The organism is Psychrobacillus lasiicapitis, from assembly GCF_006861795.1.
Lineage (GTDB): Bacteria > Bacillota > Bacilli > Bacillales_A > Planococcaceae > Psychrobacillus > Psychrobacillus lasiicapitis.
The window spans coordinates 158384-174596 of sequence record NZ_VDGH01000009.1; the positions used below are offsets into that span (position 1 = coordinate 158384).

Below are 16213 nucleotides of genomic sequence, written 5' to 3' on the forward strand. Positions count from 1 at the left end.
GGAATGTATCGTTATTATTCAGTAAATCTAACGGCAAGAATTTTACCATATGAGAGTCATTTGGATAAGAAAGATAAACTCCAACAGTATGTGGATGCTATCCGCGAAGAGGATCGGAAATTTTTGAAATTAGTGCAAGACATCATGGCGGACGACGCAAGTACTGGTAAAATTGTAGAAGCCATTGATCAAAATGCGATTGAGCAACATCAAAAAAACGAGGCGGCACTTCAACTTGTTAGTTCAGATATTTCGAAGATGGTTCAATCCTTCGAAGATCAAGTGGATGATATGAAAACACAATCGATGACAATTGACTATCGAGTGTGGGAGGAAGAGGCGGAGGCCAACTAAATAGAAGGTTAATAATCTTTTATTGACGTCTGAACAAAGAAAGACATAATATAGTTTTACTATAGTAGAAATCGTCCACTCATATTATCGATGAACGATTTCTTTTTTTATTTGGGTCTGTTAAAGTTAGTGGACAACTTTTTCCTAAGGCGTTCGTTAATGAAGTAAGAAATTCTGTATCAATTGAACGAAGATAATCTCCAAAAGCTCCTTCCATACACAAACTTAGCTAATCCAATGGGAAGGGCGTTGTATATGTGAGGGTAATATTGTCTTTACATCACCTTTAGCTGAATTAATTTGCATTTGAGTTAAGAACATACTCGTTGATAAGTTCGCCCCACTTAAATTAGCATCACGCAAATCGGTACCAATAAAACTCACCGCTCTTAAATCTGTATTTTCCATATCGGCAGCAATTAAATATGCTCCCCTGAAATCAGTTCCCCTCAAATCTTTATCCTTTAATTTTTTTCCTATCCAATCGGCTCTTGCATGGTCATATTCTTTCACCTTTTTAGCACCAGGTAACTTTGCAATAATATCCTCTCTAATAATATCACTGGTTGCTGTAAGCAATTCATTCAACGTATATCGATACATCACTAGATCAAGAGATAATAGTTCATCAGAATCCAACTTGGTTAAACACTGCAGCTCCATTAATTTCTGACTCAACTTATCAGATAAGGTAGCTGGAATATCGTACGAAATGGCTTCTGCTGCATACGCAATCATTTCATGGATTTGCTCCATTATAGGAAACACTTGGAACATTTTTTCTCTAGTTTCAGGATTATCTCGCCAACTGTGGCCGTTAAAAGTAACCTGAGAAACTACTTGCCCAGCACCTAAACAGTCAAATACTGTACAGCCTTTAAAGCCTTTTTCTCTTAACTGGCTATGAATTTGGCAACTATAATCAGATTGTAAATTCATGCAAGGAGTACCTGCGGGTTTAATAATTGGAAAATCACTAGATGGCATAATATTAAGTGCTGTGCAGCAGAGTCCAAAGCATTTAGTACAATCAGCAATTAACCCTTTTCTTATATTTTTGGTTGTTTCTTTATTCATTTTTAACCCTCTTTAAATTTCTACTTTTCAGTTGAGCAACTATGGTTTACCAATTACGGGATATACATCCGTTATATCTTCTAAATCTTTAATCAAATCCTTTAAATACGATTGATTTGACATAAATTCAAAGGACAGCACTGCACCAGTTCCTACTGGATAACAAGTCTCTCCAGACCATTCTATATGACCTAACTTATCCATTTTTCCCTCAAAGTGTATAAAGCTATCTAAATTATTCAATATAGCCTTTCCCGATAAATGCCTATCCATTAACTTCAAATCATCAACAAAATCTCTAATTTCATCTGTCCTTAAACTTGCATTAAAATCAACATAATACCCTGGAATTTGAACTTTTACATTTGAAACAACCCAGTTTCCATCCCAATAATCATAGCTATTCGGATGTTCACGTCCTAAGATCTCTATTTCAACTTTAGTTTTCTCCCCTAACAGACGAAACTTCACCTTACCACCTTCCTTATTGGACTAAACTGCGGTGTTAGTTTAAATGAATTTAATGGAATTAATCAACTTTTTTCTTAAAGTGAGCCTATTATTTATTCAACGAAAATGTTTCTATATTCGACCAATCTCTCGCATGCTTCAATGTAATTTCGATAAACATTGCTAGTGCCGGGGAAACCCACTTGTTTTTATGATAAGCAAATTGAGAGAAAATCGGATAAAAGCCCCCATCACAAGGAATCACTTTTAATTTACCTTCTTTGATTTCTTCATTTACTGCCATTAAAGGTAGACAAGCAATACCTAAACCACTCATGACACAACGTTTCATCGCTTCGACACTCCAAAGCTTCATGGTGTGAGAAGGTGTAATTCCTCTATCTCCTAGGTATTCTTCAAACATATTTCGGTAACTACAATCTTCCTCATTCACGATTAAACATTCGCTTAGCTTTTGGTTATCATAGCTATTATCTAACATATTCAGCGAACAATCAGGGCTTCCGACAAGGACAATAGGTTCATCCAGTAAGGGATGGACGATTAAATCTGAATCCTGCAGTTGTGGCAACATAAGAAATGCAATATCTGCATTACCACTAAGTATTGCTCTTTTGTTATCTCCGCAAGTGGCGTTACTTAAACTGATGCTTACATGTGGAAACTTCTTTCTATACTCTCTTAGTATTGGTTCTAGGCGGTATACGGTTAAGGACTCCGGAGCGGAAATCTTTAACTCTCCACTCATCTCCTCTTCATCGCTAGTAATAGTTTCTATTCTTCCATAGGTTTCTAAAATTTCTTTCGTATAAGGCAATAGCTTTTTGCCGACATCGGTCAATCTTAGTTTCCGACCCATTCGATCAAATACAGGGGCACCTAAATGTTCTTCAAGTGCTTGAATATGAGAAGTTACGGTAGATTGTGTATATCCTAAATGTTCTGCAGCCTGGGTGAAGCTTCCCGTTTCTATCACTTTTTTAAACGTAACAAAATGGCGTATTTCCATTATTTCACCTACTCTGATTTTATGTTTACTACAATAGTATCAGAGATATCAATAGATAACTTCATAAATTTCAATTTTACTGATAATTTGAAATGGGTTAATGTTAAGGAAAGTATCTTAGGTGGAGGGAATTGTTTTGAAACGTATACATTATAGTTGGTTTATCCTTGCTGTAACATTTTTCTCCATTATAGTAGCGGGAATTACGATGTCGTCATCGGGAGTTTTTATAACTCCTTTCGAAAGCGAATTTGGCTGGGATCGATCGGTTATTGCAATTGCTTTTGCGATTAGCTTGTTCTTATATGGAATATCTGGTCCGTTTATGGCGGCATTACTCAACGTGATAGGCTTAAGGAAAATGATGATGATATCGATGGTCACATTACTAACGGGGATGCTTTTCACTTTTATTATGCAACAAGCATGGCAGCTAATCATCATTTGGGGAGTCATTATTGGGCTTGGATCTAGTCTTTTTTTAACGGTATTAAGCCCGTATGTGGCGAATCATTGGTTTGAGAAAAGAAGAGGTCTTGCAGTAGGGATTTTAACCGCGAGTACAGCGACGGGACAGCTCATTTTGCTTCCTGTATTGGCAGGGATTATTGAGAACTATTCGTGGCGTCCCGCGATGGGACTAATTGTGACTTTGAGTTTGATAATGCTGATGATCATTTTAATATTTATGAAAAATAGTCCAAAAGATATTGGACTTCTTCGATATGGGCAGGAAGAGGAAGTAGAAGACGGCGAGGAAGGGCAAAAGGAAAATCCAATTGTAACTGCATTTGAAGGTTTAGCAACTGCGGTGAAAGTGAAGGCGTTTTGGTTATTAGCAGGTAGTTTCTTTGTTTGTGGGTTTTCCACGAATGGTTTGATCGGTACGCACTTTGTTTCCTATTGTATCAGCTTTGGAATTCCTTTAGTTACGGCAGCTTCCCTTCTTTCGTTCATGGGAGTCTTCAATTTGGTTGGTACTACTTTATCTGGTTGGCTATCGGATCGTTTTGATAATCGCTGGCTCCTATTTACCTACTATGCTTTGAGAGGGGCTTCTTTAGTTTTTCTTCCTTGGGCGTTAAAGGAAGGGTCTATGACTTTATTGTTTGTTTTTTCTATATTTTATGGATTAGATTGGATCGCTACTGTACCACCAACAATTAGTATCTCTAGGCAAATTTTTGGCATAAAACAAAGTGGCGTCATTTATGGTTGGATTTTTGCATCTCACCAAGTAGGTGCAGCAGCTGCTGCTTATGGAGGGGGACTCATTTATCAATTTTTTAATTCTTACACAGGGTCATTCCTTATGGCAGGGATTTTCTGTTTATTAGCAAGCTTTTTTGTTATTTTTATAAAAAAACAATACTCTGGTCGATTGGCGTAACTACAGAACTACCACTAAGTTATAAGTACTAGAAACAACATAAACCACAAAATAAAGTCATAGGTTTTGAAGCGAAATCCTTCATTCTATAAAGAGGTTTTACAATGGGAAAGCTATTTTGGACTGAAAACGAACAGATGAAAATTGTTTAGTATATTGTTGATACTGAGCTTATCGGAAAAACAAAGAAACGACATCTGAAAGGATGAAAATCAATGATGGCATTGTGAAAAAGGCTATGCTTGATCCTGCTTTTAAGGGAAGATTACAAGCAGTCCGTCCTGAGAACACCATTATGCAACATATAAATGAATGGGTAAAACATTTAGAAGACGGTAAGAAGAGGCCACCGTTGAAAAGATAATCCAGTACAGTAAGTAAAATTTAATAATCCAATTTAGAGCGTCCCCATAAGGACGTTCTTTTTGGTTCGAAAAAAACCGGAAACGCAGTATAAGCTAGTGTTATTTTTTATGCTTATTGGTAATAGTGATGTATAAATCCAAATGTAAATGGCATCAAATGAATTGATACTAGACTATATGAGCATAATAGCCATAGATAAAAATATAAAGGATGATAACATGATTTATATATATAATGACTATGGCGGAACGCATACCACGGCTTTGGCGGCCGCTTATCATTTAAAAGAAATTACCCAATCAGAGAAAAAGTTAACAAAAGAACAAATATTAAATGTAAACTATTTCAATAAATTAACTAAAAAGGATGCTGGACGAATCATTTTTCATGGTAGTGATGAAGATGGAGACTCAGTGTATACAATAGGCCGGAAATCCTCTAAGCTAGTTGTACCAGCAATGAAAGATTTAATTTTATTGATTCAAAATAAACACCAATTCAATGAAAAGATAATTTTCTCCAATACATCTCCAACTGTCCCAATGGTAATGTCAATTGGAGGTTTTTTTTCAAGAGGACTAAAAATTGATTTTATAGGTGTACCATTATTAGTTTTAGGTGCCCAACAATGCTGTGATAATATTTTTCGATTGGTAGAAAATACGAAACAAATGGGACATACTCCAAGTGAGGAACGAGTTATTGTTCTAGAAAATACAGCTTACAAAGACTAATTAATGATGTAGTTAGTTTGGGAACCTAATGCGTCGTAAGAGAAGTGAAAAGAATAAACTTTGGGGGAACGTCACTGGGCGTTCTTTTTCTTATATTGGCATGTATATTTTTATCTCTTTTTATATCTTAAACATTATAAAAATTAATATACGGAATAAAAACTATTTAATATGAGTATATTTATTATAAGTATTTAAGGAAAAGAGGGAGATTATGTCTAAGTTGAGAGTTGTGGAAATTGCAAATGAAGAAGCTGTTAAAGTCTTCCCGGAATTTGAGGTTACTAATCCCTCTTATATTGCAGGGGCAGCGACAAATGTATCAGATAAATTCTTTTATTTATATGGGCTAGCTACAAATGATTCTGATTCTAGTATTCGGCAACTCTTGTCGATACTATTAAGAGATTTAAGGGACTCCATGGATTTAAAATCAACATCTGGGACATAGAATTCTTAAGAGAAAAGAATAAACTTTATGAGGAACGTCCACACGGGCGTTCTTTTTGGTCTGAAAAACTCGTAAACGCAGGATAAACTAGCTTTATTTTTTATATCAAAATATTGTTAAAGGAAACACCTTGCTTTTGCCGAAATAGGAAAGATGAAAGGAAGGTAGTCTAATGAAAGTATTAACAGATTTAATATCAAAAATCAAAAGCGTTCAAAAACCATCTAATAAGTCATGTCATTTTTGCTTAAGAAAAACAAATGATATGCGAACTTATAAGAATGAAAGAAATCTAAAAGTAAAAGTTTGTCCCTTATGCGTTGAATATGCAGAAAGACGAGCGTTCCGGAAATAAATTTTAGCCTTCCACAGATTGAAGTGGAGGGTGTTTTTTATATTGAGATAGGGGGAATGGGAATGACGGAAGGGAGTAGGCCGTCAATGTTCGAAACAGTGAAAGGACATGCGGTACAATTGAACAACCACGAAGAAAGAATAAAAGCATTAGAAAAAGTTGATGAAAAGCATGATGAACGTATTCAAAAGCTGGAAGAACAGTCCATGAAATTAGAGAATACTATTTTTAAAACAAGCAATGAAACACGAGAAGTAATGCGTGAACAAACGGAACAGCAAACAGAAAAATTATATGAACTTTTAAAGACAGCTATGGGAAAATGCAGGCGGGGGTAATGGATACGAAAATTATGTTTATCCAGGTAGCACAAAATCAATCTCTTATCAAAACATTATCCATGAAGAAATCATCAAGAAGATAGGTAAAATGGAGACGAATTTATTAACTAAAAAAACGTTTTTTTAAAATTCGTCACACAACGGTCATATGGCAAATAAAATCAACAAATAAAATGATTGAATTCAAACATAAAAAAGACCTAACGCCTTGATGCGAAAGGTTTTTCGTGTGATGATCTGAGAGGGATTCGAACCCCCGACCCCGTCCCTGTCAAATTTGTAACACTAAATCAACCTAGTAAAACTGAATTCGATTTAGTTAAATAAGTCTGATTTAATAAGGTTTTCGAGACTGTGAAAATCAGTTACGTAAAATCGGATCGATACAAAAAAATAATTATGCGGACAATTTGCGGACAAAGAGTAAACAGGTGGTCTGTATTACTTTTTTTGATTCTAACAGCATGTAATATAAAAGTCATTTAATTTAAGCTTCTATTCTTTAACTAAAACACCAGTTAATTAAACAATAAAGTAATTACCTGCCTACCTTATAGTAACTAATATTCACCCAATCCTTCTAAAAACTCATAAGCAATCTCTCTTTGGGAATATCCTTTTTATTCATCTCCATATATTCTAAAACTAAATCAGGGCTGCTAAGGACAGTATTGTTACTAATTCACCTGCACCACTTGCCATTAAATTGAAACTAATTTCATCAATTTTATTTACATCTTTACCGATATTTTTAAAAATTAACTCACTTATAATAAAATTTGATAGAAGTGATGGAATGGATTGTATGTTCATTCCATTTTTTGTTTTTATCGATATAATAAAAGAAAGAATATTTTAATATTATTAAGTTTTATAAAAGGGTAGAGCTATAAAAAGGAGGATTTATGAAATTTAGAAAGTTGCCAGTAAACTCAGAAATAGAAAAATGTGAAAATGGATTTTTTTATTTATTAGAAGATAATTGGAATGATTGGTGGGAATTTAAAACTTTATATCAATTATATTATAAAGAAGATAATGGGGAAGTAATTTATATTGGTGGGGTGAAAATTGGTGAAATCGAAATGGAATCTGATCAACGGAGTCCAAACTTAGAAGAATATTTCACTAAACTTGACGATCGATTCTTTTCTATTGGCGAAGATATATATTACTATGAAAATTTAAATAAATTAGGGGATGAATTAAGAGATAACGTATTAGAAAATTTAAAAGATATTGCTTTGGATAAAAAATTATTTAACAAAGTAAAAAATTTGAGGGTCACAACTAGATCATTATTGCGAGATAAAATATCTAAGTTAAAAAAGCTTCAGAATCTTGCTCTTGGTAACTCTATTTTAACTCCATATAATTTTAGCTTCTTTTATCATAGCCATGAAACTAATTTATCGAAAGAGTTTACTTTTTATTCAAAACCAAATTCACATCCACCTACTAACGTTCAAGTAATTATAGGAAGAAATGGTGTTGGGAAAACGTATTTAATGAACAATTTGTTATTTTCTATTATGAATAAGGATAGTAAATCACAAATCAAATCAAATTATGAAAAGTTTGGATATGATGAAAAAATATTCGAGAACATTATGTATATATCATTTAGTGCATTTGACGGGACTGATTTTGTCAAAAACACTAAAAAAAGTAAAAAAAGACCCTCTTACTCGTATATTGGATTAAAGGCTATGAACAGTAAAGGGAATGTTTTTAACAAAAATACAGAAATGTTAGTTGAAGAACTTATAAATAGTATGTGGAAATGTAGAAAAATACCTTCAAAAAGAGCTCGACTACAGCAAGCTTTATTAGAATTAAATATTGATCCAATATTTAATCAATCTGATCTCATTGAAAAACTTAAAATAAAAGAAGTAGAGTTCAATAAGCAAAATGAAGATATGAAAAAGTTACTTAAAGAATCTTTTTATTCAGAATTAAGACCTATTTGTAAGAAGTTTAGTTCTGGGCATTCAATTGTTTTATTGACAATTTGTAAATTAATAGAAGAATTAGAAGAAAAAACTTTAGTGCTTCTAGATGAACCAGAAAGTCATCTACATCCCCCATTACTTTCGACTTTCATTAGAATATTATCTGATTTACTTGTCAAAAGAAATGGCATTGGTATAATAGCAACACATTCCCCAGTAATTTTGCAAGAAGTACCAAGTGAATGTGTCTATATTTTGGATAGACAGGGTTTTGAAATTAATACTCATAGACCTACTATAGAAACTTATGGAGAAAATATAAATACCTTAACAAAGGAAGTTTTTTCTTTTGAGCTTACAAATTCAGGCTTCCACAATGCATTAATAGAAGTTGCAAATAAATTCAACACCTATGAAGAGGCACTAGCCTATTTTGATGGAAAATTAGGATTAGAAGCAAAGGCCATTCTAAGAAATCTTATTAATATTAAGGAAAGAGATGCAGATGCGTAATTTACCTCAGCCAGAATTTTTATTAAAAGAAGTTTATACAAGCTGTGTTAATGATTTTACTGATGAAGAAAAAAAGAAAAGACTGAATGATTGTTTAACTTATATCTTGGGTAAAGAGAAAGCTTATTTAGAACTAAAAGGTGTAAAGTTATTATATAGCCTTACAGATGAGATATGTTCCGAATTAAGTATAGAAAAAAAAGAATTAAAATCCGTATACAAACAAAAATTTTCAGCAGAAAAAGGACCAGGTAGAGATACTTATTTAAAAATAAGAAGTGCTAGTCCACAAAATACTTGTCCAACATGTGGGCAAAGGAAAGTAACTACATTAGATCATTATTTAGCACAAACACACTATCCATCATTAGTAGTTGCACCAATAAACCTTGTTCCCTCTTGTTTTGATTGTAATAAAAAGAAGCTTTCTTCAAAACCAAGTACTCATCTAGAAGAAACATTGCATCCATACTTGGATGATTTAGGTGATGAAAGATTTCTATATATGGAGATTAAAGAAGATAAAGAGTTAAATATATGCTTTTATATTTCTAAAGCTAGTATGTGGGATGAGGATTTTTACTATAGGGTTCAGTTTCACTTTAAGGACATGGATTTAAATGAGTTGTATATCAGTCATGCGGTTGATGAGATAATTGGTAATTTAGATATATGGAGAGAAATGAATTCGTTGGATTTAAAACAGCATTTGATAGAATTGTCAAATTCAAGAAGAAAGATAGATTTGAATTGTTGGCAAGTTGCTTTATTTGAGGGACTATCAAATAGCGAATGGTTTTGTGAGGAAGGAGTTAAAAGTTTATTTTAGATTTTTATTCAGTTTTATAAATTGATTTTTTAAATCAAAAATTCATTAATCCTAAAATATTCAAAAAACTTCGTAAGGAGCCTTTGGACCCTATTTAATAAGCTTTTATTACATCCATTAATGAAAATGAAAAAAGAATCCATTTCTGATAGGTTAAATCATCATAATACAACCCGCAGAAAGGATTCTTATAATAGTTACATTATTGCTAAACGCGCTAAATTACAATTGTCTTATTAAATTATCAAATGACGGAGGGGCTTTTTCTTCGTATACAGGTAGCCTCGTATTTCGAGAATTTGATGAAAAAAACGGCTTTTTGAGACAGTGGCGAAGCATCTTCAATTACATGACGAACGATCTTATTAGAACTGATACGTGAAGAAACAAAATGGCAAGCAAACTCATAACTAAAAAATATTATTGGAGGAAAAACAATGAGCCAGAGAAATACATTTAACGAAGCAACTCGTGTACAAATGCCAGCCATGGTACATCTTACAAGACTTGGTTTTAACTACTTTGGCAAAATATCAGAAGAAAATGCCGGGCAAATCTATGATCCGGATACCAATATTCTCTTGGACGTTTTTAAAGAACAATTTGAAAAATTAAATCCCGAAAATGGTGGAGATGCAGAACACGTTTTGCGTGAAATTTGCCAGGAATTGGATAATGATGATTTGGGGCGTAGTTTTTATAATCGTCTAACTTCTGTTTCTCCCACAAGATTAATCGACTTCGACAATCCAAAAAATAATATTTTTCATTTTACAGCAGAGTTCACCTGTAAACGTGATCAGGATGAATTTCGTCCTGATATCTCACTTTTTGTGAATGGGCTTCCTCTTGTGTTTATCGAAGTAAAAAAACCAAATAATCAAGGTGGCATGGTGGCTGAAAGCAACCGTATGAATCGTCAGCGTTTCCCAAATAAAAAGTTTCGTCGATTCGTCAACATCACACAGTTAATGATATTTTCTAACAATATGGAATACGACACTATGGGAGGTATTGTTCCTATCCAGGGTGCTTTTTACTGCACAGCAGCTCGTGAGTCTGCTCCTTTCAATAGTTTCAGAGAAGAAAATCCGGCAGATCAAGAGATAGCACCTTATATCCAAAATTATTGTTATAATGCTATCAATGTCGACGATGAGAGACGAATACTGTCTGATTATAATTGTCAGGTCATTCATACTGCTCCAGAATATCAAACTAATTTAAATTTCAATACACCTACAAATCGTATCATCACTTCGATGTGTAGTCCTGAACGATTGCTATTTATCGTTAAGTACGGAATTGCATATGTGAAGATGGAACGTGAAGTCGATGGTGCAATTGAGACTACAGATCAAAAGCACATCATGCGTTATCAACAAATGTTCGCATCAATGGCTATATGTAGTAAATTGGATGAAGGGGTCAAATCTGGCGTTATTTGGCATACGCAAGGAAGTGGTAAAACCGCCCTCTCCTTCTATTTAAACCATGTGTTGTCGGATTATTTTGCTGCACAAAATAAAGTTGCAAAATTCTATTTCATCGTGGATAGATTAGATTTACTTGAACAAGCATCACAAGAATTCGAAGCTCGTGGTCTAGAAGTAAAAACAGCCGATTCTCGTGCTGAATTAATGGAACAATTCAAAACTAACCAAGCACTTGAAGGTAGTAGTGGTAAAAGTGAAATTACAGTTGTAAATATCCAACGCTTTGCCGAAGACAAAGAAAAAATTGAAATTCCACCTTATGCCACTAACCTTCAACGTATTTTTATCATTGATGAAGCTCATCGTGGATATAATCCAACAGGCAGTTTTTTGGCTAATCTATTTGATTCAGACAAAAACTCTATCAAAATTGCTTTAACTGGTACGCCTCTTCTTAAAGAAGAACGGGCTTCTTGGAAAGTATTTGGCGATTACATTCATACGTATTACTATGATAAATCTATTCAGGATGGCTATACTCTTAAAATTATCCGCGAAGATATTGAAACTTCATATCGCGAAAGTCTTTCTACAATCTATGAAAAATTGGAAAAGCTTGTTGAAAAGAAAGACATCAAAAAAAAACATATTATCGAACATGAGAGTTACGTAAAAGAGCTGGTTCGCTTTATCATTAAAGATCTAAAGAGCTTTAGATTAATACACGGGGATAACACTCTTGGTGGTATGGTAATATGTGAATCGAGTGAACAAGCTCGAAACCTTTATGCTTTTTTTGACGATGTTCAATATGAAATCAATTCCCAGTCATCAGAAAAGAGTAATTTTAAAGTTGGGTTAATTCTTCACGATAGTGAAGATAAAGAAACCCGAAAAAAAATTGTTAAGGATTTCAAAAAGAATATGACAGTTGATATTTTGATAGTTTTTAATATGCTATTAACTGGGTTTGATGCGCCTCGTTTGAAACGTGTTTACTTCGGAAGAAAACTAAAAGATCATAATTTGCTTCAAGCTCTAACTCGTGTGAATCGTCCTTATAAAGACAACCGCTATGGATACATTATTGACTTTGCGGATATAAAAAAAAATTTCGTGGAAACGAATGAAGCATATTTGAAAGAACTAAATCGCTTCAATGATACTGATGAAACAGGTGAAGGTAATGCTACAGATACATTTCAACAAGTCCTCGAAGATAAAGATGCATTAATCGCTCAGATGCGAGAGGTACGTCAAACATTGTTTAACTACACGACAGATAACCTTGAAGATTTCAGCTCTGAAATATCAACTATTGAGGATAAAAAAGAACTTCTGCAATTGAAGAAGGTGTTAGTTTCTGCCCGTGATTGTTGTAATATTGTCCGTACTTTTGGAGATGAGGATTTAAAAGAAGCATTCTCTCATCTTGAAATAACTAAACTGCCAACAATGATTTCTGAAGTTCAACATCATATTAACAATATTAATCAAAAAGAAGCATTTTATCAAAATGATTCAACCAAAATGCTTGTTAACGAAGCGATGAAAGATATAACATTCAATTTCAGTAAGATCGATGAAGAAGAAATGAAGATTATTTTAGGCGGTATGGAATTGCAAAAAAAATGGAAGCGCGCCATTAATGATTTTACAGAAAATATGGATCCTGACGATCCAGAATTTATTACTCTACGTGAAGCGTTTATTTTAAGATTCAAAGAACATGGATTTGTTATTGATAGTGTTAATGAGTTCAAAGAACATTCAAAAGCATTAGATGAAGTTCTAAAAAAATTGCAAGAGCTGAAAAAACGAAACAATATACTATTAAAGAAATACAAAGGTGATGTAAAATTTGCTCGTGTTCACAAAAGAATTCGTGAAGAAAACGTAAAGCGTAAAATTGAACACAAAAAGCCAATGGTTTCGGAGTACGATGAATCAGTTATCAATACATTGCTTTATATCAAAAATGATATAGACCAGCAAGTTTATGACAGAAATGATATTCTTAAAAAAGACGCTTATTTTGAGCAAACAGTCATGAAGCAAATTAAAGAAGGCATGAATAAGCTCAACCTTGATAATTCAAGAGAAGACCGCCTATTCATCCAAGTTCGCATTACAAAACAATATCTAAATCAATACAGTGGAACTTATCCCGCTGTATAGATTAACTTAGGAGAGTCACATGAATATTAAAGAACAGACAATATTACTTATTGATGAACTCAAATCAACTTGTCAAACTTATGGAATGGGTAACGACGGCAATGAGTATAAAATAATTACGCAAGTTTTCCTATATAAGTATATCAATGACAAATTTGCATTTGAGGTAAAAAAAATCAACCCCGCTCTTGCTGAAGAAGAGAAATGGGAAATTGTATATGCAAACATGTCTGAGGATGACCGTCTAGATATTCTAGATGAACTTTCTCCAGATGTTCCTCGTCTCAATCCAGAACACTTGATTTCTTCTCTTTGGAATCAACAGCAAAAAGGCGATTTTGATTTAATTTTTGATAGCACGATGATTGATATTGCAGATAAAAATATCGATATCTTCGCAACACAAACAACACAAGATACCAGAATTCCTTTATTTGAGCCAAGTACTGTTTTTATTACAGATACTGCAGAACGAGCACCTTTCGCACGTGCTTTAGTTGATAAATTGGTAAATTTTTCATTTGAAGGTGCATTTGCACAAAACTACGACTTCTTTGCGGCTATTTTTGAATATCTAATCAAAGATTACAATACTGCGGGTGGTGGAAAGTATGCAGAATACTATACTCCTCATGCTATCGCAACAATTATGGCTAGATTACTCGTTGGAGATAATGCTGATTTGCACAACATTGAGTGTTACGATCCATCAGCTGGAACTGGGACTCTATTAATGGCTCTTGCCCACCAAGTCCATGAAGATCGTTGTACCATTTTTGCTCAAGACATCTCTCAACGAAGCAACAAAATGTTGAAACTAAATTTAATTCTAAATGGTCTTGTCTCTTCTCTAGATCATGCGATTCAAGGAGATACTTTAGTTTCACCTTACCATAAAGCGAATGATGGGCAATCACTACGTCAATTCGATTTTGTCGTATCAAATCCTCCATTCAAAATGGATTTCTCTGATACTCGTGAAAAATTGGCAGCTATGCCTGCACGCTTCTGGGCCGGAGTTCCAAAAGTACCAGCTAAAAAGAAAGATAGTATGGCAATCTATACATGTTTTATCCAGCACGTTATTAACTCTCTGAAAAATACTGGACGCGGTGCAATCGTTGTTCCTACTGGATTTATCACTTCTAAAAGCGGTGTGGAGAATAAAATTCTAAAATACATCGTAGATGAAAAAATCGTTTATGGATGCATCAGTATGCCTTCAAATGTATTCGCAACAACTGGTACAAACGTCTCTGTACTATTCTTTGATAAATCAAAACAAAGCGAAAAAGTTATCCTAATTGATTCATCTAAAATGGGCGAAGAATATCAAGATGGTAACAACAAAAAACGTCGTTTGCGTCCGAATGAAATTGAGCAGATTGTATCAACTTTCAGAAACAAGGAAGCTATTGATAATTTCTCCGTTGCAGTTACTTATGATGAAATTATTGGAAAAAAATATTCCTTATCAGCTGGACAGTATTTCGATGTTAAGATTGAGTATATTGAACTAACTCAAGATGAATTTAATGCTCAAATGGAGGATTACTCAACAAAACTACAATCGCTTTTTGCAGAAGGAAACCGATTACAAAATGAAATTATGGAGCAGTCGAAAAAGGTGAAATATGAGTAATTGGACAGAAAAAAATCTAGGAGATATTTCAAAAATAATCACTGGACCCTTCGGAACTCAACTTCATAAATCTGACTATAAAAGTTCCGGAATCGCTGTTATTATGCCGCAAAATATTGGTGACAGAACAATTTCTTACGAAAAAATAGCTTTTATTTCTGAGGAAGATGCCAAAAGACTTAAAAGATATGTTGTTCATCAAAACGATATTGTCTACGCTCGAAGAGGAGACGTTGAGAAACATGCTTTTATATCGGAAAAAGAAGATGGTGAGCTTTGTGGAACTGGTTGTTTTCTAGTCCGCTTTGAAAGCGAGGAAGTTATTCCAGAGTTTATTTCCTATTACTTGAATACTCCTCAAATTAAAAAATGGATTTTAAAAAACGCTGTTGGTTCTAACATGCCTAATTTAAATACTGACATTCTAAAAAATGTACCTGTTAAATTTCCAGATATAAACATTCAAAAGCGTATAGTGAAAACAATGTCTCTAATTAGCAAAAAAATACTAACTAACAGAGAAATAAATAATAATTTAGATAAGATGGCATATAAAACATATATGCACCTATACTTTGGAAAGAAGCCAAATGGTAAAGTTAGCGATATTCTCGTTGAAAATAGTAAGTCCAAAATTCAAGTAGGCGATGCTAAAGGTATAAAAGGGAATTACCCATTTTTTACAAGTGGTGATACGATTCTTGAATGGGACGATTATTTAGTTAGCGGTAGAAACTGCTATTTAAACACTGGAGGTAATGCTGACGTTAAGTTTTACGTTGGGAAATCTGCCTATTCCACTGATACTTGGTGTATTACTGCGAAAAACGGGATGGAAGATTATCTTTTCCTCATGTTAAAATCTATTACCCCAGAACTTAATATAAAGTTCTTCCAGGGAACAGGACTAAAACATTTGCAAAAGCCCCTTCTTAAATATAGAGAGATTTATATCCCATCCGAACAGGAAATAAAATTCTTTAACAAAAAAATACAACCAATGTTCAACTTAATTGCCAGTAATACAAGAGAAAACCAAAATTTAATGAATCTCAGAGATTGGCTACTACCAATATTGATGAATGAGCAAGCTATAGTTGAAAACTAGGCTG

General features: G+C 33.6%; 14 protein-coding genes. 11 read left to right on the plus strand and 3 right to left on the minus strand.

Annotated elements, in window-relative coordinates; all coding sequences use genetic code 11:
• Positions 1-3 precede the first annotated feature (3 nt).
• Complete coding sequence (locus FG382_RS15750; RefSeq protein WP_142539844.1) at positions 4-354, plus strand: hypothetical protein; 351 nt, start codon at positions 4-6, stop codon at positions 352-354.
• Positions 355-579: 225 nt separating this feature from the next.
• Here the strand turns inward: FG382_RS15750 and FG382_RS15755 are convergent, their stop codons facing one another.
• The 3 genes from FG382_RS15755 to FG382_RS15765 all read right to left on the minus strand — a co-directional run bounded on the left by FG382_RS15755 (position 580) and on the right by FG382_RS15765 (position 2911).
• Complete coding sequence (locus FG382_RS15755) at positions 580-1431, minus strand: pentapeptide repeat-containing protein (RefSeq protein ID WP_142539845.1); 852 nt, start codon at positions 1429-1431, stop codon at positions 580-582.
• A 39-nt stretch (positions 1432-1470) separates the two neighbouring features.
• A complete protein-coding gene (locus FG382_RS15760) occupies positions 1471-1902 on the minus strand; it encodes a WapI family immunity protein (protein ID WP_142539846.1) in 432 nt (143 codons plus the stop codon).
• Positions 1903-1990: 88 nt separating this feature from the next.
• Positions 1991-2911, minus strand: coding sequence for a LysR family transcriptional regulator (locus FG382_RS15765; protein ID WP_170206549.1), 921 nt, complete (start codon positions 2909-2911; stop codon positions 1991-1993).
• Positions 2912-3047: 136 nt separating this feature from the next.
• On the opposite strand from FG382_RS15765, the gene FG382_RS15770 reads away from it, so the two are divergent.
• The 10 genes from FG382_RS15770 to FG382_RS15815 all read left to right on the plus strand — a co-directional run bounded on the left by FG382_RS15770 (position 3048) and on the right by FG382_RS15815 (position 16209).
• Positions 3048-4301, plus strand: coding sequence for an MFS transporter (locus FG382_RS15770; protein ID WP_142539848.1), 1254 nt, complete (start codon positions 3048-3050; stop codon positions 4299-4301).
• 205 nt (positions 4302-4506) lie between these two features.
• Positions 4507-4665, plus strand: a complete 159-nt coding sequence (locus FG382_RS23020; RefSeq protein WP_211356409.1) for a hypothetical protein — start codon at positions 4507-4509, stop codon at positions 4663-4665.
• A 220-nt stretch (positions 4666-4885) separates the two neighbouring features.
• Positions 4886-5401, plus strand: coding sequence for a DUF3189 family protein (locus FG382_RS15775; protein ID WP_142539849.1), 516 nt, complete (start codon positions 4886-4888; stop codon positions 5399-5401).
• Between the two features lie 214 nt (positions 5402-5615).
• Positions 5616-5852 (plus strand): hypothetical protein, encoded by a 237-nt coding sequence (locus FG382_RS15780; RefSeq protein ID WP_142539850.1) that lies wholly within the window; start codon positions 5616-5618, stop codon positions 5850-5852.
• A gap of 417 nt (positions 5853-6269) precedes the next feature.
• A complete protein-coding gene (locus FG382_RS15790; RefSeq protein WP_142539852.1) occupies positions 6270-6545 on the plus strand; it encodes a hypothetical protein in 276 nt (91 codons plus the stop codon).
• Positions 6546-7453: 908 nt separating this feature from the next.
• Entirely contained in the window at positions 7454-9016 is a 1563-nt protein-coding gene (locus tag FG382_RS15795) for an AAA family ATPase (protein WP_142539853.1), read from the plus strand.
• Positions 9009-9845 carry a hypothetical protein gene (locus FG382_RS15800; protein WP_142539854.1) on the plus strand — a complete coding sequence of 279 codons (837 nt, stop codon included), beginning with the start codon at positions 9009-9011 and terminating at the stop codon, positions 9843-9845. Before FG382_RS15795 ends, FG382_RS15800 begins: the two co-directional genes overlap by 8 nt.
• Before the next feature lie 437 nt (positions 9846-10282).
• Positions 10283-13459 (plus strand): type I restriction endonuclease subunit R, encoded by a 3177-nt coding sequence (locus FG382_RS15805; RefSeq protein WP_142539855.1) that lies wholly within the window; start codon positions 10283-10285, stop codon positions 13457-13459.
• Positions 13460-13478: 19 nt separating this feature from the next.
• Positions 13479-15101: an HsdM family class I SAM-dependent methyltransferase gene (locus FG382_RS15810; protein WP_142539856.1), complete on the plus strand. Its 1623-nt coding sequence runs from the start codon at positions 13479-13481 to the stop codon at positions 15099-15101.
• On the plus strand, positions 15094-16209 hold the full coding sequence (locus FG382_RS15815; RefSeq protein WP_142539857.1) for a restriction endonuclease subunit S: 1116 nt from the start codon (positions 15094-15096) through the stop codon (positions 16207-16209). The genes FG382_RS15810 and FG382_RS15815 overlap by 8 nt, the downstream gene beginning before the upstream one ends.
• Positions 16210-16213: the final 4 nt, after the last annotated feature.